Raw genomic sequence first — 17,805 nt, forward strand, 5'->3', positions numbered from 1 at the left:
GTATAGCCGCGCCCGAAACGACGAACGCGCCCCCGTACCCGGTGAAGGGACGCTGTTGGCAAATCCGTCCCGTCGCTGTTAGGCGGCGGGGCGGAGTGCCGCGAAGTGGGATGTTCGGGTGGGCGCGAACGGGGTGTCGGTGAGCCAGGCGTTGAGGCGGGTGAGGTTCATCGCGGCGGCGGCGGCGGGGGGGAGCGCGGCGGCGGCGGCGGTGAGTAGGTGCTGTAGCCGTGTCTTGTCCAGTCCTCGGTAGCGGGTCCGGCGTAGCCCGAAGGCGCTGATGCCTTGGGCGATGGTTCCTTCGACACCGGCTCTGTGCTGGTAGGAGCGTTGCCATTCCGGGGTTTGTTGCTCGATCCTGGCCTGCTGAAGAGCTTCGTGTTCCGTTTGCAGGCGTAGCGTGATCCGGCGTCCGGAGCGGCTGTCGGCCTTGGTGCTTTTCTCGCGCACTGGGCAGGCTCGGTCGCTGGTGACGGAGGGGTCAGGTCCGACCGAGCGGTCGACTGTCGTCAAGCTCGACGAGTCGACCGCGCAGCTCTCCGCCGTGCGGTGCCCGTCTACCGTGCTGCCCACAAGGATGGCGGGCGGGTCCACGATGGTCATGCCCTTGTGTGCAGCCCCGGTGGATCCCGAGGACATCCGGCATCTTGTTGTCCCGCCGTCCGATGGTGGTTAGGCGATGGCGAACCAGAACAGCTGGTTGGCGCGGATTCCACTTGGCTTCGGTCATGTTCAGCGAGGTGGGCGGCGGGAAGGTCTGTCCGCCTTGGTAGACCGAGTAGGGTTGATCGCCGATGAGCAGCTGCGCACCGGTTCCGGTGGGCGTGGACGACAGGCGGGGTGGGGTTGTCCAGCCGGTGACGATCATGCAGATGGCGACGTACCGGCCTTCGATGATCGAGATGCTGCCGATGTCGATGTGCCGGACGCCCGCAGTGGCGACGTGACGCTGCGCCCGATTCCCCGCACGCCGTTTCGGGCGGCCACAGGTATTCCAGTACGCCTCAGCGGTCGCAGCCCCGAGCCCGACGGGCACGCCGTGCACTGGCTCAACTGGCGCCGCCGTCACCAGGCACGAGCACGTTGGTTCCACCAGTGCACACCCCAAAACAGGGAATACTCCCTGGTCAGCTAGGAATTGGCGGCTGCCGTACTAGGCGGTGCGGCGCAGCCACCAGCGCATGGCGTACTCGACCAGCCGGATCAGTGCTTGCTTGGTGGATTCGCGGTTTCGGGCGTCGCAGGTGACGATCGGGACATCGGCTGGAATCGCGATCGCTTCCCGGACCTCTTCGATGCGGTGGAGCAGGGTTCCGTCGAAGCAGTTGAGCCCCACGATGTATGGCAGTCGGCGGTCTTCGAAGAAGTCGATGGCTGAGAAGCAGTCCGCGAGGCGCCGGGTGTCGACGAGCACCACGGCGCCGATCGCGCCCCGGGCCAAGTCGTCCCACATGAACCAGAAGCGCTGCTGGCCGGGGGTTCCGAAAAGGTAGAGGATCAGATCGGAATCCAGCGACAACCTGCCGAAGTCCATTGCCACCGTCGTGGTGTTCTTGTTCGGGGTGGCGTGCAGGTCGTCGATGCCTTTGCTGGCTTCGGTCATGACGGCCTCAGTGGTCAGCGGAACGATCTCCGACACGGAACCGACGAATGTGGTCTTGCCTACTCCGAAGCCACCCGCGACGACGATCTTCGCCGAGGTTGCGTTCGTGGACCGACCACCGGTTTGCGCGGGACGGGATCGCGTTTCAGGTGTCATTCTGCCAACCTCAGCTATCGAGTCGAGCGGATGTCTGCGGTTCGCGCGCTGATTCACGAGATCCGCACCCGGACGTTCAGAGTCGGCGAAGCCCACTCAGAACCCTTTCCATCAACAACAAGTGCGGCTTGCTGCCGTTTTCGCTCACTGTTCGGTGCACCGTGATCAGGCCGAGGTCGGCCATGTCGCCGAGGAGGACTTTCGCCACGCTGAGCGGAACGTCCAGCAGCGCAGCGACTTCCGCCACCGAACGCGGATTCCGGCACAGCTCGGCGACCGAGTGGTGTTCGAGCCTCTGCAGCCGTCCCGGTAGACCTGATTCGCTGGTGGACACCAGGGTTTCCAGTTCCAGCCGGTGATTCGACCGGGTGCGACCACCAGTCCAGGCGTATGGCCGGATGTAGGTGGCTGCAGCTTCGAACTCATGGGGGTTCGCTTGCTCACGAGTCGCGGCCAGGGCCGGGGGGTCGACCGGTTCGGACGACGGCCAGGGCGGCTCCGGCGCCAGCGGTCCCGATTCCTGCGGTTCGGGCTCGTCGCGAGCCCGTTTGCGGCGGCGCCCGCGACGGCCGCTGTCGAGGGTGAACCGGTTGAAGACCTCGGCCACGGCGTCAGCTTCGGGTGACTCTCGGTCATCCCAGCGGTGTCGCCCGGACGAGTCCGGACCTGTGCTCATGCCGTCCTCACACCGACTGGCCGGTCATCACCCGATTCGTTCCCTGCAGTCGGGAGCGCAGTTCGGGGGTCAGGATCTGGCCGACTCGTTCCACCAGCAAAGCCATTTCGTAGGCGATCAGGCCCATGTCGCAGTGCGGTGCGGCTAGCACCGTCAGGCACGAGCCGCCGCTGATCGCCATCTGCAGCATGAGGCCGCGTTCCATTTCAACCACGGTTTCGTTCACGGCCCCGGCTTCGAAGCATCGCGCCGCGCCTTGAGTGAGGCTGAGCAGCCCTGATGCGACCGCTGCGAGTTGGTCGGCCCGGTCGGTGGGCAGTTTCGCGGATGCCGTCAGCAGCAGCCCGTCGGCTGAGACGACCACGGCGTGCGCCACGCCTGGAACTCTCTCGGTGAAGTCCGTGACCAGCCAGCCGAATTGGCTCGGTTGGGAGTTTTGGGCGTTCATCGGCCCTCCTGTCTCTCCACTGATTCGGGTTGTCACCGGCGTTAGTCGGCTGAGTGCGCGTCGCGGAGGCTGTGCTTGCCTTCGCGGACTCCGCGTTGGAAACTGGCCAGCCGCCCACGCATCAGGTCCGCATCGCGGCGCGGCGTCACAGCCGGATCGGTAGCCGTTCCCGGCACCAGTTGGGCTCTTGGGGTTCGCCTGGGCAGCCCGGCAGTGGTGTAGTCGACGGATTCCTGGTCGATGAGGGGCTCGGGTGCTGCTGCGGCGGCGCCGTTGGTGCTCGGCTCCGGGGCCGCCTGCGGCGACTCCCCTGCCGGTGCGGTGCCGTTGTGGCGGGCCGGCTGCTGCCTGTGGCGGCCGCGTCGAACACCGGCCTGGAAGCTCGCCAGCCGGCCGCGGGCAACATGCGGATCGCGGGGCGGCCGTGCACGCTCGCTGTGATCGGCGCCGGCGCTCCCGGCCACCAGGTTCGCTCGCGGAACCCGCAGCGGAAGACCCGCAGTGGTGTAGTCGGCGGGTTCTGCGGCCGCGACTTCCTCCGCCCGCTGTCTTGCCTCGTCGTTCGCGAAGGTCCACACGCTCTGGCCGCCGTGACCGTTCCGCGTGGGCTGGGAGGAAGGGAACCTTCCTGTCATCGGCGGTGGGACGGTTCCCTTGCTCTCAGCATCCGCTGGGGGAGCGGGCCATCGGATGGCGGGGCGGGTGGCGGTGTGGGAGACCTGCGACGGCACTTGGAACCACGCGGTGGCGAGGTCGTCGAAGATCGGTGTCGGGGCCGTCTCGTCGTTGTGCTTTTCGGCAATCTGCGCGGGCGCTGGGGTGATCTCTTGGGTGTTGGACAGTTCGCCTGGCAGCGCCGGCGGAGCCCCGTTGGCAGGGGTGCGGGACAGGTGGATTCCGTTGCGCGCGAGGTGACGCTGGCTGGACGCGTCCTGTTCGGCCGCCTCCCAGTCGAACTCCTCGACCAGCGTGTCAGCGGTGCGGTCGTCGGGCACGATGCCGTTGCCCGCGAACGGCAGTGACGGGCCCGGCACTGCCGGGCTCGCCACATCCACCAGCAGTTCGGGCCCGAGGCTGACCGCGACGTGCACCCCGACCTCCTCGGGTCCGGGACGCAGTTCGGCCCGGATTCCGTGGCGGCTGGCGAGCCGGCCGACGACGAACAGGCCCATGCGCCGGGACGTCGACAGCTTGATCTCTTCGTCGGTGGCCAGCCGCTGGTTGACCGCGTTCAGCTCGTCCGGGGACATGCCAATGCCGCGGTCGACGATGTCGACTTCCAGCGATCCGTCGCCGCGCCGATGTCCGGAAACGGTGACCTGGGTTTCCGGGGCTGAGAAGTTCGCCGCGTTGTCGAGGAGTTCGGCCAGCAGCCGCACCAGGTCGCTGGCCGCGTATCCGACGATCTTGACGTCCGGCAGCGGCTGGACGATCACCCGCGGGTAGTGCTCGATCTCCGACACCGCAGCCCGGATCAGATCCGCGGGCGACGTCGGCTGGGAGAACCGCCGGGCCGGGTCAGCCCCGGAGAGCACCATGAGGTTCTCGTTGTTGCGGCGCATCCGGGTGGCCAGGTGGTCCAGCTGAAACAGGGTCGCCAACTGGTCGGGGTCTTCCTCGTCGCGTTCGAGCTGCTCGAACAGCCGGAGCTGCCGTTCCAGCAGGCTCTGGCTGCGTCGCGACACGTTGACGAACGAATCGCTGTAGCTGCGGCGGAGTTCGGCCTGCTCGGTGGCGAGGTTGACGGCTTGGGTGTGCACGTCGTCGAAGGCCCTCGCCACTTCACCGATCTCGTCAGTGCTTTCAACCGGCACCTGGTCGACGGGGGATCGGGTGGCATGACCGGCGCGGATGTCGGCGACAGCTTGCGGCAGCTGGTGGTTCGCCGTGTCCAGCGCGGTGCGCCGCAGGATATCGAGGGAGCCGAGCAGGTGCCTGGCCACCACGACGACGATCGCGCCCGCGATCAGCAGCGCCGACAGCAGGATCACCGACTCCAGCCCGGCCATGTTGCTGGAGCTGTCCTGCAAGGCGAACGCGGTGTCGTGCAGCTGCTGGTCAAGGTGCGTTTGGAGCATGTCGAGCGCTTCGAGCGCCGTCCGGGACTGGTCTTTCCAGGCCGAGGGCGATACCAGCTGCGTGGAGATCCGCGACTTGCTGTTGTCGCGTTCGACCATCGCCAGCTGCACCGACGTTTCCCGCGCCGGCACCTCCGGCTTGGCGTAGAGCTGGTCGTAGCGCATCCGTTGTTGCGGCGTGGCGGACGCGCGGAATTCCTTGACCGCGGAGGTGCGGCGGGATTCGCTGGCCGCTAGCCGAGCCAGGTTGTCGGTGGTGAAGCTGCCGCGGGTCAGCCCCACGAGCACCAGGGCCTGCTGAAGCTGCATCTCCTCGCTGATCTGCGCCAGCTCGTGCGCGCTGATGGCGGTGGACACCAGCTGGGACGACGAGATCTGGCTGGTCAGCGTGCGGTCGAGCGCGAGCAGCACCCCGACGAACTCGGTGTAGGTGTTGATCACGACCCCGGGGTCCGGGTGGCCGCCCAGCACCTGCTGGCGGATCGGCGCGAGCCCGGTGAGCTGCCGGTCGGTGTCCTGCCGGGCGAACCGGACCGCATCGCCGTCCGGGACGGACCGCAGTCGCTGGTGGATCTCGTCCAGGGCCCGGTCAGTCGCGGTGTAGTGTTCCTGCACTTCCGGCGCGGAAACCGGCCCGCGCACCAGGAATTCCGCGGCCTTACTGCGTTCCTGCTGCAGGCGGCCAACGGCCGCGCGCACGACGTTGCCGGCCGCGACCACCCGGTCCAGCTTGGCGTAGTGGTCGGCCTGGTTGATCTGGCTGAGGATCTGCAGCACGCCGAGTACCAGGGCGAAGATCACCGGAACGAGTACGACGGCGGTGATCTTGACCGGTAGTTTCCAGTTGCGCCAATTGGTGATCCGCCCGGTGAGCTTCGGTGTGGTGCGCGACCACGTGGACGCCCGGGTCGCGTTCGCGGTCGGGTTTTCGAGTCCGCTGCTCACGACGCAGTCCTTTCCCACGCGGTCGAAGTCTGCACCGACGGCGCGTTCGTGTGGTGGGCAGCCTGGGCCCGTCTGTGGTGTGCGCGGCAGGTCTTGGTGGCTGGTGGGGCTGCTCGCGGCCGGGTTTTCGCCGGTGGCCGGTGCGGTCGTCGACACCGGAGTCCGGAGCCTGCGATCGATGTCGGGGGTGATCGCGGCCGCACCGGATTCTTCGTCGCCGAGTGTCGGTGGCAGAACACTACCTCAATGAAATGATCTCCTCCGTTTCTCGGATTTGGTTTTCTGACCAGCGAATTCGTCGCCGGTGGAGATCATTCTCGCCGGGCCGTGCCGCATGGAGAAGGCTGTGAACACTGATCGTGTTCGTCGTGGCAATGTCTGGATAGGCTTTTGTCGCTCGATAGGTAGATGTTGGAGCTACGAATGTTTTGTTCGGCCAGGGGGCTGGGGGGAGTTCAGCCAGGGTTCCCGGCGAGTCCGCTGGCTGCCTTGTTGACCAGCCGAAACTGGCTGCCCACCAAGCTTTTTCGGGTGTGAGCAGGCAGGCATGAAGGTGCTTCGACGCTGATCAGGCACATCGCGTTGACCACATTCTGTGATCGACGAATTCATCAATGTGTGTGCTGTGTCGTTGTGGGAGGCTGCGTGGGCCGGATCGCTGGCTAGACTTCCGGGCTGGTTGGCAGCGCAGGCAGCGCGGTTCACCGGCACCTCGGATTCACGAACCACTCGATAACGCCGGATCGAAGCGGACCCAGGTGATCGGCCACGGAGCGCGGGGAACTCCGAAGCATCGGCCGAAACCACGTCGATGCAGTTCTACTGCTTGGAAGGACGCATGCCCAACGCAACTCAGCCCCCGCCGCCGCGCACCCCCAGCGGCGGGCCCGCGGCGGCCGCCACCTTCGGTAAGATCGACACGCCCGCGCCGCGAGCTCATCGACCGCCGGCACCGGACTACGAGCGCATCGCGCGGAGCCCCGAATTCCTCGACCTGCGCGCCCGGCTGCGCCGCTTCGCCTTCCCAATGACCGCGGTGTTCCTCATCTGGTACCTCGGATACGTCATCATCGCTGCCTACCTGCCGGAATTCATGAGCGTTCGGCTCGTCGGCGAGGTCAACATCGCCCTCGTCATGGGGGGCGGCCAGTTCGCGTCCACGATCCTGATCACCGCCCTCTACATCCGGTACGCGGCTCGCCAGATCGATCCGCGAGTGCAGGCGTTCTACCAGGACTCGGTCGGGGAGGACGCTCCATGATCGACACCAACCCCGTGCTCAACATGAGCATCTTCGGGGTGTTCGTGCTGATCACGCTCTACATGGTCTACCGCGTGAGCAGCACCGGCACCGCGACCGACTACTTCGCCGCCGATGGCCGGTTCACCGGTGCGCAGAACGGCATCGCCCTGTCCGGGGACTTCCTGTCGGCGGCGTCGTTCCTGGGGATCGCCGGGGCTATCGCGGTGCACGGCTACGACGGCTTCCTCTACTCGATCGGCTTCCTCGTTGGCTGGCTGATCAATCTGCTGCTGGTCGCCGAACTCCTGCGCAACACCGGGCAATTCACGATGGGTGACGTGCTTAGCTTCCGGATGCGGCAGCGTCCGGTCCGCGCGGCCGCCGCAGTGTCCACATTGGTAATTTCGTTCGTCTACATGATCGCTCAGATGGCCGGCGCGGGCAGCCTGGTGGCGCTGCTGCTCGACGTGCACAGCTCCGGCGGCCAGGCGCTGGTCATCGGCGGCGTGGGTGTGGTCATGGTCGTCTACGTGCTGGTGGGCGGCATGAAGGGAACCACCTGGGTGCAGATCATCAAGACCGGCATGCTCATGCTGTGCACGGTCATGATGACCTTGTTCCTGATGGGCAAGTTCGGGTTCAGCCTCACCTCGCTGTTGCAGCACGCGGCGGAGAAGAACCCGTTGGGGGACCGGATCTTCTCGCCCGGCGCGAAGTACGGGCAGAGCGACGTGACCAAACTGGACTTCGTGTCGCTGTCGCTGGCGTTGGTCCTGGGCGTCGCCGGGCTGCCGCACGTGCTGATGCGGTTCTACACAGTGCCCGATGCGCTGCAGGCACGGCGCTCCGTGGTTTGGGCGACCTGCACGATGGCCGTGTTCTACCTGTGCACCCTGGTGATCGGGTACGGGGCGGGGGCGGTTAACGGCACGAAGGCGATCCTCGCGGCGCCCGGCGGCGAGAACTCCGCCGCGCCGCTGCTGGCTTTCCGCGTCGGGGGCACGGTGCTGCTGGGGATCGTGGCCGCGGTCGCATTCGCGACGATCCTCGCCGTCGTCGCCGGGCTGACGCTGACCGCGTCCGCATCCTTCGCCCACGACGTTTACGCCAACGTCGTAAAGCACGGCAAAGCGGATCCGGACTCGGAGGTTCGTGTGGCGCGGTTGACCGCGCTCGTGATCGGTGCCGCGTCGATCTTCGGCGGGATCCTCGTCAACGGGCAGAACATCGCATTCCTGGTCTCGCTCGCGTTCGCGTTCGCCGCTTCAGCGAACTTGTCGACGCTGCTGTTCTCGCTGTTCTGGCGGCGGTTCAACACCCGTGGCACGCTGTGGGGAATCTACGGCGGGTTGAGCTCGTGCCTGGTGCTGGTCATCTTCTCACCGGTTGTGTCGGGTTCGCCGGACTCGATCCTGCCCGGTGTGGACTTCGCGTGGTTCCCGCTGAGCAACCCCGGGATCGTGTCGATCCCGATCTCGTTCCTGTGCGGCTACGTCGGCACCCTGATCGGCGGCGGCCAGGTGAGCGAAAAGCGAACCGCGGAGATGGAAGTCCGCTCCCTCACCGGCATCGGCTCGTCGTGAGCTGAAGCAAGGTTCCCATGCTCGGCCCAGGAGTGGGCTCGAAGTCAGGCGAACCAGCCCATCACGCGATCCCAGAGGGACGTAGCCGAGGCGGGAGTCGCGGGTTGCGTGGTCTCGTGGGTTGGCGCTGCAGAGCTTCCCGTCCGGGATCAGCTCCTGGTGCCTGCCGTTGGCATCACCAATCCGATTGCTCATCCAGTCGTAGATTGGGGCAGCGCCATTCTCGGCGACAACTCCCTTGCAGACCTCAGAATCCGGGCTCTCCGTGCCTTCCAGGAATCGGATGTCGGCGCGACCGGTTGGCGGCCTGGATGTCACTGTGGGCGAAGGCAACCTGCGGGACCAGCAGGATGCCGACGACGGAAATGCCGCCGAGAACAGCAGATGCGGCAGCCTTGTGACGCACCTTCACGTCGATTCTCCTCGCTATCCGCCGGTGCCGACTCGGATAGCGGTCGACGATCCATTGTGGATGTGGCGGGCCGCTGGGTCCGTTGGACCGAACTGCGGTTGTCGCCGCGACCTCGCCGCTGCGTGCCGCGACGAAGCGGGCGTGCCGGGGGTTTTGGAGGTAAGCGTGCTCGATGCCGATCACGTCCGCGTGCCATGTCGAGTCGTAGCCGTGTCCGAACTCCTTTCGTGCGCCGTCGACATCGGATGGTCGGCTGCCCGAAGGGTGTACTCGCCGATGCGGTGTTCGAGGTTGTGCTGCATCGCGTCCTCTCTGGGGATTTGATGGTGCGTGTTCGCTTCGGAGGCAGGAAGGTGCCCTTGCTGCAGAGCCGAGGCGGCTGAAACCGCGCGAGCAATGCAATGATAATCGTTTTAAACAATTGGGAGAACGGTGGCCCTGCTTCCGAACTGCTCTGTCGCGGTGCGGGTGACAGGAAAGTCCCCATGCTGTCGCCCACTATGGCGGGTTGACGGTGGGTGGGGGGCGGTGTTGGTTTCGACGCCAGTTATGGCCTGACCGAATGTCCGGTAAGGGGTCAGCGTTGAGGCCGACTGCATGGTGGGGCCGCTGCTCGCCGAGCGGGCCCGTCGGCCATCGAGATGGCGTCCGTGGCCAACGGCACCGGGCTGATGCCGCAGGACGAAGGTCTGTTCTTCCCGCCCTGCGGCGTCGACGACCTGACCTGGCAACGGTGTTCCGGCCTGTAGAGATCGGCGGTCAGCTGACCCGCCGGGCACCGTCGAGATCGACTCCAGCCTACACCGCGACGGCACGGCTCGCTTTGCCGGTCGTAGCACATGATCGGCTCGAACTCGGCGTCAGCGTCGCTTCGGCGGCAGTGCGCGGCGAGGCGACCGGATGCCCGGCCAACTTCCGCGGTGGCGTGGTCTCGGTCGCCAAACGCGCGCTCAAGGCCGGGGAAATCCTCGACGGTGCGGGCGGCTACCTGGTTTACGGCAGGCTCGCACCGGCTGGGGTGTCGCTGAAGTCGGGTGCGTTACCGATGGGGGTTGGCGCGTGGTTTCAAGCTGCGTAACGACGTTCCCGAAGGCGGCGTGCTCGGTTGGGACGACGTCGAAGTGGACGAAACGATGCTGGCAGTGCGGTTGCGGCGCGAGCTGGAACGGACAACGCGCGGCTGACGCCGGACAGCGGCGGGCGTCGCCCGTAAGGTAGAGCGGTCGAGCATCACTGCTGGAGGTCGAGTAGAAGCATGAGTTCCGCGAGCCAGAGCTCATGGGAGCCGGTGCGCAAGGTCCGCACTTACGAGCAGGTCATGGCGCAGATCGAGCAGCGCATGCTGGAGGGGCTGCTCGCACCAGGCGACCGGCTGCCCAGCGAACGTGAACTCTCGCAGCTCCTCGGCGTCAGCCGCCCGTCGCTGCGCGAGGCGCTGCGCGTGCTGGAAGCGCTTGGCATTGTCGAAGTTCGGCCCGGCCGCGGTCCCGAAGGCGGGACAATGTTCGTCGGTCGTCCCGGCGACGGCTTCGCGATCCTGTTGAAGATGCAGTTGGCGCTCGGGCATTTTAGCGACACCGACGTCCTCCGCACCCGGCTGATGCTGGAGGAGTGGGCGGTCGCCGACGCGGCGCGCAACGCAACCCACGAGGACCACGAGGCGTTGCGAGGCATCCTGGACCGGATGGACGCGCCGGAGCTCACCGCCCGGGACTTCAACCGGCTGGACACCGAATTCCACGTGCGGGTCGCGGAATCCACCGGGAACTCGCTGGCCTCCTACCTGATGAGCTCGCTGCGCGCCGCTATCCAACGCCAGATGATCGACGTGTACGAGCAGCTGGCGGACTGGCGCGAGACCGCGAGGGCGGTGCGCGCCGAGCACCGGGAGATCCTGCGGGCCGTCGAGGAGCACGACGTGCCGCGGGCCATCGAACTCGTCTGCGGCCACATCAACGACTTCTACGAGCTCGGCTCGTTCTCCGATGGAGCCGCCGAGCGCGATCATTGACCGCAAGCCCACCACGTGCCGGAGCTGTTCAACCCGAGAATTTCGGCGTCACCTGGCGCATTTCGGCTTCGGAGCTGTTGGGCAGCGATTCGCCTTCTGCGGGCGGGGTGGAGCATGGGAACCTTCCTGTCGCCTAACGTGATCCCCGGCAAGTGGAACCTGTTCGGCACCCCGCCTCAACCGGGAAGCTGAACCAGCGGAGCAGGACCCGAACGAGTCCGAAGTGGACGATGCTCACCCCGCGGGCTCGTCCGGGGGCCGTTCGACGAGCGATTGTTCGAGCTTGGCGAGGAATCCGGTGAGGGACGCGCGTTCGGCCGCGCCGAGTGCGCTGATCAGCTGCGATTCGTGTTCGAGCAGCTCTCGCACGGTGGCTTCGATGAGGCGGTGACCGGCGTCGGTCAGCCGGACGGCCACCGCTCGGCGCGATGCTGTCGACGGTGCTCTGGCGACCAGCCCGGCCTGTTCGGCCCGGGCGATGCGCTGGGAGACCGCGCCGGGGGTGACCAGCGTTCGGCGGGTGATCTCGCGGGTGGTGAGTTCGTACGGCGGCCCGGCGCGGCGGATCACGCTGAGCAGGTCCAGCGTGGACGGATCGATCCCGAGCCTGTTCAGGGTGCGCCGCCGGTCGTCGGCGAGGACCTTCGCGATGCGCCAGATCGGGGTGATGACCTCGATGGATTCCGTGTTCACGCCGGGGAGTTCGCGTTGCCAGGCAGTGGCGATGTCCGCCGCCGGCCACGTGGAGCTCGAAGCGAGTGGATAACCCTCGCCGCCTGAACCGTTGGACATCGGCAAACCTCCCACGATACATTTAGCGCTAAACGTATCAGTTTGGGAGGCAACAGTGAACCGCATCGTGCTGGTAACCGGTGGCGGCAGCGGAATCGGCAAGGCCGTGGCGGCAAGATTCCGCGCCGACGGGGACACCGTGATCATCACCGGCCGCAACCCGGAACGGCTGGCGGCCACGGCGGCCGAGCTCGACGTCCGCTCGATCGCCTGCGATGCGGCCGATCCCCGGCAGGTGGCAGACCTGGCCGCTGAACTCGGGGAACACCTCGACGTGCTCGTCAACATGGCCGGCGGCAACACCGACCTCCAGCGGTCCGGGGAACCGGCGGACCTGGAGCAGGTGAAGGACGCGTGGCGCGCGAACCTGGACGCCAACCTGCTCAGCGCGGTACTCACCACGACGGCCGTGCTCTGCAAGCTGCGGCCGGGCGGCACCATCATCAACGTCGGATCCATCGGCGCCGAAAACGCCTCGACCTCCTACGGCGCGGCGAAGGCGGCGCTGGCGGCCTGGAACGCCGGCCTATCCGCGCAGATCGGCCCGAAGGGCCTGACTGCCAACCTGATCGCTCCCGGCTACATCGAGGAAACCGAGTTCTTCCACGGGCAGCTCAGCGAACAACGCCGAACGGAGCTGATCGACGCGACCCACAACGGGCGGCCGGGTCGCCCGGGCGACATCGCCGGTACCGCGCATTTCCTGGCATCCGAGGGCGCGAGCCACCTCACGGGCCAGACCCTGCACGTGAACGGCGGCGCCCACACCACCCGATGACGGGACGAATCAGCCCCCCGCCGAACCTGCCAAGGGGCTGATCTCTATGCGCCGGTATGCCCTCCGATTCCAGGCCGGACACTGCGGAAGTCAGGAGCGGCGGCGTGCGAAAAGGACCGCTTGCGGACGATTCTCATCCGGGACGAGCAGCTTTTGGGCCTCCGCCATGAATCCGGCGTCCCGCAGCCAGGTTGCCACCTGGTCCGGCTGGCGGCGGAGGACGTGGACTTTCATCGGGTGGCCGCCATAGCCCTCCGTCCTTCAGTCGCGACTCGTCGACATGAAAAAGGAGCTGGAGCGGTCCGCCTGGCCCGCAGCCGATATCCGCGGCTGGTCCGCCGCTGACGGCTCGCACGCTGTCGGCGAACAACGCCAGAACTGCCCGAAGGTACTGGTCACCGGCGATGGCAGCGCATGACGGGAAATGGCCGAAAAGCAGATCCGCCCCTGAGCGCATTCTGCTTGCTCAGGGGCGGATCTCATTGGTAACGCATTGCGCCCTCGACAGGACTCGAACCTGTGACACCTGCCTCCGGAGGGCAGTGCTCTATCCGCTGAGCTACGAGGGCTTGTCGCTGCGGACGATCGTTAGCTTAGCGCACCCGGCAGATCCCCTTCGATGGGGGTCGGATCGCCCCTCCTTGCGTCCGAACGGGTGGGACCCGGATACTTGACTCGTGCATTCATGCATACTTCACTATGTATCTGAGGGGCGGCGTGAGGAGGACGGTCGATGGGTCAGGGGCATGGGCACGGCTCGGCCGCCGATGCGGTCAGCGCATCCGGTCGTTACCTGCGGCGGTTGGTCGCGTCGTTCGCGATCCTGCTCGCGTTCTTCGTCATTGAAGCGCTGGTCGGCTTCCTCACCTCGTCGCTGGCGCTGCTCTCCGACGCCGGGCACATGCTCACCGACGTGCTCGGGGTCGGCATGGCGCTGGCCGCGATCACCGCGGCGCGCCGACCGGTCGGGGACAAGCGGACCTTTGGCCTCTACCGCATGGAGGTGCTGGCCGCGCTCGCGAACGCCGTGCTGCTGTTCGGCGTCGCCGGCTACATCCTCTACGAGTCCATCGCCCGGTTCCAGTCGCCGCCGGAGGTCGCCGGCCTGCCGATGATGCTGACCGCCGCCGCCGGACTGGTCGCCAACCTGGTGGTGTTCGCGCTGCTGCGGCAGGGCGCCAACGAGAGCCTGAACGTGCGAGGCGCCTACCTCGAAGTGCTCGCGGACACCATCGGTTCCGTCGGCGTGCTGATCGGTGGCGCCGTGACCTGGGCGTTCGGCTGGTACCTGGCCGACCCGATCGTCGCCGTCTCCGTCGGCCTGTTCGTGCTGCCGCGAACCTGGAAGCTTGCCCGGCAGGCGCTACGGATCCTCGTCCAGCAAGCGCCCGAGGGCATGGACGTGCAGGAGCTGCGGGCCGAACTCGCCGCGCTGCCATCCGTCACCGAGGTGCACGACCTGCACGTGTGGACCCTCACCTCGGGGATGGAGGTCGCCTCGGCCCACCTCACCACCGGGGCCGGCGCCGACCACGGCGGCGTGCTGGTCGCGGCGCAGCGACTCCTGGCCGAGCGCTACCAGATCGACCACGCGACCCTGCAGGTCGAACCCGCGGAATGCGCCAAACGCTGCCAAGCCCTGACCTGGTGATCGCCGCCCGGTGGTGACAGGAAGGTTCCCATGCTCGCGTCAGCGCAGCGGTCGGGCGCCTCGTTCGGAGAGCATGGAGCGCATCAGGTCGCTCTCGCTGCGCTGCGAGCCGAGCATGTTCTTCGCCAGCTCGCGCACCGCCGGCAGCGCCGCGTGCGTCGCGCCGTAGTCGGCCATCGGGGCGCCGCCCTCGTGGTGGCGCAGCATCAGTTGCAGGAAGTAGACGTCGAACTCCGGGCCGCGCAGCGACTGCAGCCGGGACATCTCCGCACTGGTGGCCATGCCGGGCATCAGCCCTCCCGAGGACGCCCCGGCCGCCGCGGGAGCGGTGTGGTCGTGGCCACCGTCCGCCGTCATCCACGTCATCAGCGGGCCGACGGCCTGCGCGGGCTCGCCCCACAGGCTGAGCCAGCCCTGCATCCGGCCGATCTGATCGCGCTGGTTGGTTTCGATGTCGAACGCCAGCTGCCGCACGGCGACGTCGGCGGCGCGCTCGCGCGCGAGCGTCGCCATAGTCACCGCCTGCTGGTGGTGCACCGACATGTCCTGCGCGAACCCGACGTCGACCGCTGTCGGCTTCGGTTCGGCGCTGTCGAAGGACGGCACCCGGATCAGCAGACCAAGCGCCGCCCCGAGCATTAGCAGGGCGACCGCGGCCGCGACGGCCACGAAGATGCGGGCCACGAGCGGCCGCCGCGCTTCAGCCGACACTGCTCACTGACCCATCTTCTCGCCGGAACCCTGGGAGGAGCCGCGGCCGTCCATCGGGACCGCGTCCGGGCCAGGCGGGGTCCCGTCGAACTTCGGCGGGTTGTTCGTGTCGAACGCGCCCGGGTAGGCCTGGCAGGAGCCGCCGACCTCCGGGTAGACGCCGTTGTTGTTCAACCGCAGCGCGGTGATGAACTGGTCGATGCGCTGGTCGTCGGCGCGGTCGACCTTGAGCTGGTGGCCCCACGACTGCAACGAGATCGCGCTGTCCAGACCCGGGTACGGCGACATCGTCGTGCGTGTAGGGCTTGCCGTCCACGCGGGCCTTGAGCCGCTCCAGGCCCGGCTCGTCGACTTTGTCCGGGTTGTAGGCGATCCACACCGCCCCGTGCTCCAGCGAGTGGACCATGTTCTCGGTGCGCACCGCCTCCGGGTAGACCACGCCGGTGCAGTCGGCCCAGATCCCGTCGTGCGGGCCGCCGAACGGCGGGCTGTGGTCGTAGGCCACCCGCTGCGCGGGGGTGACGTGCATCTGGCCCGGGTAGTCGACGACGGTGACGCCGGGGATCGCTTTCGACGGGTCCGGGTTCTGCGGCGACGGCTTGAACGCCTCGGTCGCCTTCTCCGCCTCGGCCTGGGCCTGCCGGACGGTTTCCTGCCCGGACCACCGGGAGTACGCGTAGCCGAAGATCACGGCCGCGAACACCGCCACGACGGTGACGCCGGAGATCAGCATCCAGGGGACCGACCGCTGGTGCACCACGGCGCCGCGCACCGCTTTGTTCTTCCTGTTCGCCATGCTGTTCGCAAACCTCGTCTCGACAAGAACCACCGGGGGGATCCGGCCCGTCAGTGTAGAGATTGCGGGCGCTTCGGGTGGCCGTGCGTCCGATGCTCGCCACCAAGTTCTCACATTAGAGTGACGAGTCGGTCACATGGCGTGGCGTGTCCGGTCTCGCCGTGCCCAACCCGTTGGCTGAGCAGCGAGGACACATCCTTAGACTGCATAGGGTGACTCCCGCCGCGCTCGCAGAACTGGTCCGCAACACCGCTGTCGAGGTCCTCACCACCAGGGACCTGGACACTTCCGTCCTGCCGGAGGCGGTGACGGTCGAGCGACCCCGCAACCCGGAGCACGGCGACTATGCGACCAACCTGGCCATGCAGGTCGCCAAGAAGGTCGGCGTTTCGCCGCGGGATCTCGCCGGCTGGCTGGCCGAGGCGCTGACCGGGCAGGACGCCATCGACTCCGTGGACGTCGCCGGGCCGGGCTTCCTCAACCTGCGGCTGGCCGCCGACGCGCAGGGCCAGATCGTGCGCGAGGTGCTGAACGGCTCCGCCGCCTACGGCCGCGGCGACCTGTACACCGCGCTGAAGGTCAACCTGGAGTTCGTCTCGGCCAACCCGACCGGCCCGATCCACCTGGGCGGCACCCGGTGGGCGGCGGTCGGCGACGCGCTCGGCCGCGTGCTGGCCGCGCAGGGCGCCGAGGTGACCCGCGAGTACTACTTCAACGACGCCGGCGCGCAGATCGACCGGTTCGTCCGGTCCCTGGTCGCCGTTGCGAAGGGCGAGCCCGCCCCGGAGGACGGCTACGGTGGCGACTACATCGCTGACATCGCCGCGGCCGTGCTCAAGGCCGAGCCGAACGCCATTGAGCTGCCCGAAGCGGAGCGCAATGAGACGTTCCGCCGCATCGGCGTCGGGCTGATGTTCGACGAGATCAAGCAGAGCCTGCACGAGTTCGGCGCCGACTTCGACGTGTTCTTCCACGAGGACTCGCTGCACACCTCCGGCGCGGTCGCCGAGTGCGTCGAGGAGCTCAAGAAGTCCGGTCACGTGTACTTCTCCGACGGCGCCTGGTGGCTGCGCTCCACCGAGTACGGCGACGACAAGGACCGGGTGCTGATCAAGAGCGACGGCGCGCCCGCCTACATCGCCGGCGACGTCGCCTATCTGCGGGACAAGCGCCGGCGCGGTTTCGACCTGTGCATCTACATGCTGGGCGCCGACCACCACGGCTACATCGCCCGGCTGAAGGCGGCGGCCGCGGCGCTGGGCGACGACCCCGCCGTCGTCGAGGTCCTCATCGGGCAGATGGTGAACCTGGTGCGCGACGGTGAGGCGGTGCGGATGAGCAAGCGCGCGGGCACCGTCGTGACCCTGGAGGACCTCGTCGAGGCCGTCGGCGTGGACGCGGCCCGATACTCGCTGATCCGGTCCTCCGCGGACTCCGCGGTCGACATCGACCTGGACCTGATCAGCAAGCGCACCAACGAGAACCCGGTCTTCTACGTGCAGTACGCGCACGCCAGGCTGGCCTCGCTGCAGCGCAACGCCGCCTCGCTCGGCATCGAGCGGGGCTCGGTGGACGACGCCGACCTGTCGCTGCTCACCCACGAACGTGAGGGCGACCTGATCCGCACCCTGGGTGAATTCCCGCGCGTGGTGCGCTCGGCCGCCCAGCTGCGGGAACCGCACCGGGTGGCCCGCTACCTGGAAGACGTGGCCGCCGCGTACCACAAGTTCTACGACGCGTGCCGCGTGCTGCAGCCCGGTGACGACCAGGCGAGCCCGTTGACCATCGCGCGGCTGCAGCTGTGCGAGGCGACCCGCCAGGTCCTCGCCAACGGCCTCGGCCTTCTCGGGGTCAGCGCCCCCGAGAAGATGTAGGGCGCTGACGCGAGCCGATGTACGCAACAACGGCCTGTCCAGCGGCAG

At 67.5% G+C, this 17,805-nt stretch carries 17 protein-coding genes, 1 tRNA gene and 3 pseudogenes; 10 read left to right on the forward strand and 11 right to left on the reverse strand.

The features are described from left to right. Nucleotides 1-78 precede the first annotated feature (78 nt). Nucleotides 79-456: pseudogene (locus tag SSPN_RS59045) on the reverse strand (transposase); the annotation flags it as partial. Between the two features lie 338 nt (nt 457-794). Between SSPN_RS59045 and SSPN_RS56355 the strand changes: the two are divergent. Beyond that, a complete protein-coding gene (locus tag SSPN_RS56355; protein WP_158309519.1) occupies nt 795-947 on the forward strand; it encodes a hypothetical protein in 153 nt (50 codons plus the stop codon). Nucleotides 948-1,153: 206 nt separating this feature from the next. Here the strand turns inward: SSPN_RS56355 and SSPN_RS0100725 are convergent, their stop codons facing one another. The 4 genes from SSPN_RS0100725 to SSPN_RS0100740 form a co-directional block, all read right to left on the reverse strand. After that, the gene (locus SSPN_RS0100725) at nt 1,154-1,759 is read right to left on the reverse strand and encodes a GTP-binding protein (protein ID WP_010305137.1); all 606 of its coding nucleotides are present in this window, start codon (nt 1,757-1,759) and stop codon (nt 1,154-1,156) included. 76 nt (nt 1,760-1,835) lie between these two features. Next, on the reverse strand, nt 1,836-2,366 hold the full coding sequence (locus SSPN_RS0100730) for a DUF742 domain-containing protein (protein WP_010305141.1): 531 nt from the start codon (nt 2,364-2,366) through the stop codon (nt 1,836-1,838). 76 nt (nt 2,367-2,442) lie between these two features. Then, nucleotides 2,443-2,883, reverse strand: coding sequence for a roadblock/LC7 domain-containing protein (locus tag SSPN_RS0100735; RefSeq protein ID WP_010305145.1), 441 nt, complete (start codon nt 2,881-2,883; stop codon nt 2,443-2,445). Nucleotides 2,884-2,924: 41 nt separating this feature from the next. Continuing rightward, a complete protein-coding gene (locus SSPN_RS0100740) occupies nt 2,925-5,906 on the reverse strand; it encodes a sensor histidine kinase (protein ID WP_029534821.1) in 2,982 nt (993 codons plus the stop codon). A gap of 838 nt (nt 5,907-6,744) precedes the next feature. Here SSPN_RS0100740 and SSPN_RS0100745 point away from each other — a divergent pair. Both SSPN_RS0100745 and SSPN_RS0100750 read left to right on the forward strand, forming a co-directional pair. Further along, complete coding sequence (locus SSPN_RS0100745; protein ID WP_044572435.1) at nt 6,745-7,167, forward strand: DUF485 domain-containing protein; 423 nt, start codon at nt 6,745-6,747, stop codon at nt 7,165-7,167. Then, complete coding sequence (locus SSPN_RS0100750) at nt 7,164-8,732, forward strand: solute symporter family protein (RefSeq protein WP_010305157.1); 1,569 nt, start codon at nt 7,164-7,166, stop codon at nt 8,730-8,732. The genes SSPN_RS0100745 and SSPN_RS0100750 overlap by 4 nt, the downstream gene beginning before the upstream one ends. A 168-nt stretch (nt 8,733-8,900) precedes the next feature. Here SSPN_RS0100750 and SSPN_RS62030 read toward each other — a convergent pair. Further along, nucleotides 8,901-9,050, reverse strand: a pseudogene (locus SSPN_RS62030) (lytic polysaccharide monooxygenase auxiliary activity family 9 protein); the annotation flags it as partial. Continuing rightward, nucleotides 8,980-9,144 carry a hypothetical protein gene (locus SSPN_RS59050; protein ID WP_010305160.1) on the reverse strand — a complete coding sequence of 55 codons (165 nt, stop codon included), beginning with the start codon at nt 9,142-9,144 and terminating at the stop codon, nt 8,980-8,982. The gene SSPN_RS59050 and the pseudogene SSPN_RS62030, both read right to left, overlap by 71 nt. A gap of 641 nt (nt 9,145-9,785) precedes the next feature. Between SSPN_RS59050 and SSPN_RS62035 the strand changes: the two genes are divergently transcribed. From SSPN_RS62035 to SSPN_RS0100770, 3 genes are all read left to right on the forward strand, one after another. Further along, a complete protein-coding gene (locus SSPN_RS62035) occupies nt 9,786-9,893 on the forward strand; it encodes a hypothetical protein (protein ID WP_010305163.1) in 108 nt (35 codons plus the stop codon). After that, nucleotides 9,878-10,222 carry a hypothetical protein gene (locus tag SSPN_RS48510; RefSeq protein ID WP_010305166.1) on the forward strand — a complete coding sequence of 115 codons (345 nt, stop codon included), beginning with the start codon at nt 9,878-9,880 and terminating at the stop codon, nt 10,220-10,222. The genes SSPN_RS62035 and SSPN_RS48510 overlap by 16 nt, the downstream gene beginning before the upstream one ends. Before the next feature lie 177 nt (nt 10,223-10,399). Then, on the forward strand, nt 10,400-11,155 hold the full coding sequence (locus SSPN_RS0100770) for a FadR/GntR family transcriptional regulator (protein ID WP_010305170.1): 756 nt from the start codon (nt 10,400-10,402) through the stop codon (nt 11,153-11,155). Nucleotides 11,156-11,389: 234 nt separating this feature from the next. On the opposite strand, the gene SSPN_RS0100775 is transcribed toward SSPN_RS0100770, so the two are convergent. Continuing rightward, complete coding sequence (locus tag SSPN_RS0100775) at nt 11,390-11,947, reverse strand: MarR family winged helix-turn-helix transcriptional regulator (RefSeq protein ID WP_010305173.1); 558 nt, start codon at nt 11,945-11,947, stop codon at nt 11,390-11,392. Nucleotides 11,948-12,002: 55 nt separating this feature from the next. Between SSPN_RS0100775 and SSPN_RS0100780 the strand changes: the two genes are divergently transcribed. Both SSPN_RS0100780 and SSPN_RS57470 read left to right on the forward strand, forming a co-directional pair. Continuing rightward, nucleotides 12,003-12,725, forward strand: coding sequence for an SDR family NAD(P)-dependent oxidoreductase (locus tag SSPN_RS0100780; RefSeq protein ID WP_010305174.1), 723 nt, complete (start codon nt 12,003-12,005; stop codon nt 12,723-12,725). Between the two features lie 280 nt (nt 12,726-13,005). Further along, the gene (locus tag SSPN_RS57470) at nt 13,006-13,143 is read left to right on the forward strand and encodes a hypothetical protein (RefSeq protein WP_010305180.1); all 138 of its coding nucleotides are present in this window, start codon (nt 13,006-13,008) and stop codon (nt 13,141-13,143) included. A 78-nt stretch (nt 13,144-13,221) separates the two neighbouring features. Here the strand turns inward: SSPN_RS57470 and SSPN_RS0100795 are convergent. Further along, nucleotides 13,222-13,294 (reverse strand) — tRNA-Arg (locus SSPN_RS0100795). A 164-nt stretch (nt 13,295-13,458) separates the two neighbouring features. Between SSPN_RS0100795 and SSPN_RS0100800 the strand changes: the two genes are divergently transcribed. Continuing rightward, nucleotides 13,459-14,376, forward strand: a complete 918-nt coding sequence (locus SSPN_RS0100800) for a cation diffusion facilitator family transporter (protein ID WP_010305182.1) — start codon at nt 13,459-13,461, stop codon at nt 14,374-14,376. A 39-nt stretch (nt 14,377-14,415) separates the two neighbouring features. Here the strand turns inward: SSPN_RS0100800 and SSPN_RS0100805 are convergent, their stop codons facing one another. Together SSPN_RS0100805 and SSPN_RS41910 are read right to left on the reverse strand one after the other, a co-directional pair. Further along, nucleotides 14,416-15,087, reverse strand: coding sequence for a DUF305 domain-containing protein (locus SSPN_RS0100805; RefSeq protein WP_010305184.1), 672 nt, complete (start codon nt 15,085-15,087; stop codon nt 14,416-14,418). A gap of 3 nt (nt 15,088-15,090) precedes the next feature. Continuing rightward, nucleotides 15,091-15,883 (reverse strand): annotated as a pseudogene (locus tag SSPN_RS41910) (DUF3105 domain-containing protein). Between the two features lie 212 nt (nt 15,884-16,095). Between SSPN_RS41910 and argS the strand changes: the two are divergent. Continuing rightward, complete coding sequence (gene argS, locus SSPN_RS0100815) at nt 16,096-17,757, forward strand: arginine--tRNA ligase (RefSeq protein WP_010305191.1); 1,662 nt, start codon at nt 16,096-16,098, stop codon at nt 17,755-17,757. Nucleotides 17,758-17,805: the final 48 nt, after the last annotated feature.

This window comes from Saccharopolyspora spinosa NRRL 18395 (genome assembly GCF_000194155.1).
Taxonomy (GTDB): Bacteria; Actinomycetota; Actinomycetes; order Mycobacteriales; family Pseudonocardiaceae; genus Saccharopolyspora; species Saccharopolyspora spinosa.

What these genes read in the sequence shown, in the direction of transcription:
- SSPN_RS56355 (WP_158309519.1), top strand. Translation starts at nt 795, where the DNA reads ATGAGCAGCTGCGCACCGGTTCCGGTGGGCGTGGACGACAGGCGGGGT.
- SSPN_RS0100725 (WP_010305137.1), bottom strand. Translation starts at nt 1,759, where the DNA reads ATGACACCTGAAACGCGATCCCGTCCCGCGCAAACCGGTGGTCGGTCC.
- SSPN_RS0100735 (WP_010305145.1), bottom strand. Translation starts at nt 2,883, where the DNA reads ATGAACGCCCAAAACTCCCAACCGAGCCAATTCGGCTGGCTGGTCACG.
- SSPN_RS0100745 (WP_044572435.1), top strand. Translation starts at nt 6,745, where the DNA reads ATGCCCAACGCAACTCAGCCCCCGCCGCCGCGCACCCCCAGCGGCGGG.
- SSPN_RS0100750 (WP_010305157.1), top strand. Translation starts at nt 7,164, where the DNA reads ATGATCGACACCAACCCCGTGCTCAACATGAGCATCTTCGGGGTGTTC.
- SSPN_RS62035 (WP_010305163.1), top strand. Translation starts at nt 9,786, where the DNA reads ATGGCGTCCGTGGCCAACGGCACCGGGCTGATGCCGCAGGACGAAGGT.
- SSPN_RS0100770 (WP_010305170.1), top strand. Translation starts at nt 10,400, where the DNA reads ATGAGTTCCGCGAGCCAGAGCTCATGGGAGCCGGTGCGCAAGGTCCGC.
- SSPN_RS0100775 (WP_010305173.1), bottom strand. Translation starts at nt 11,947, where the DNA reads ATGTCCAACGGTTCAGGCGGCGAGGGTTATCCACTCGCTTCGAGCTCC.
- SSPN_RS57470 (WP_010305180.1), top strand. Translation starts at nt 13,006, where the DNA reads ATGAAAAAGGAGCTGGAGCGGTCCGCCTGGCCCGCAGCCGATATCCGC.
- SSPN_RS0100800 (WP_010305182.1), top strand. Translation starts at nt 13,459, where the DNA reads ATGGGTCAGGGGCATGGGCACGGCTCGGCCGCCGATGCGGTCAGCGCA.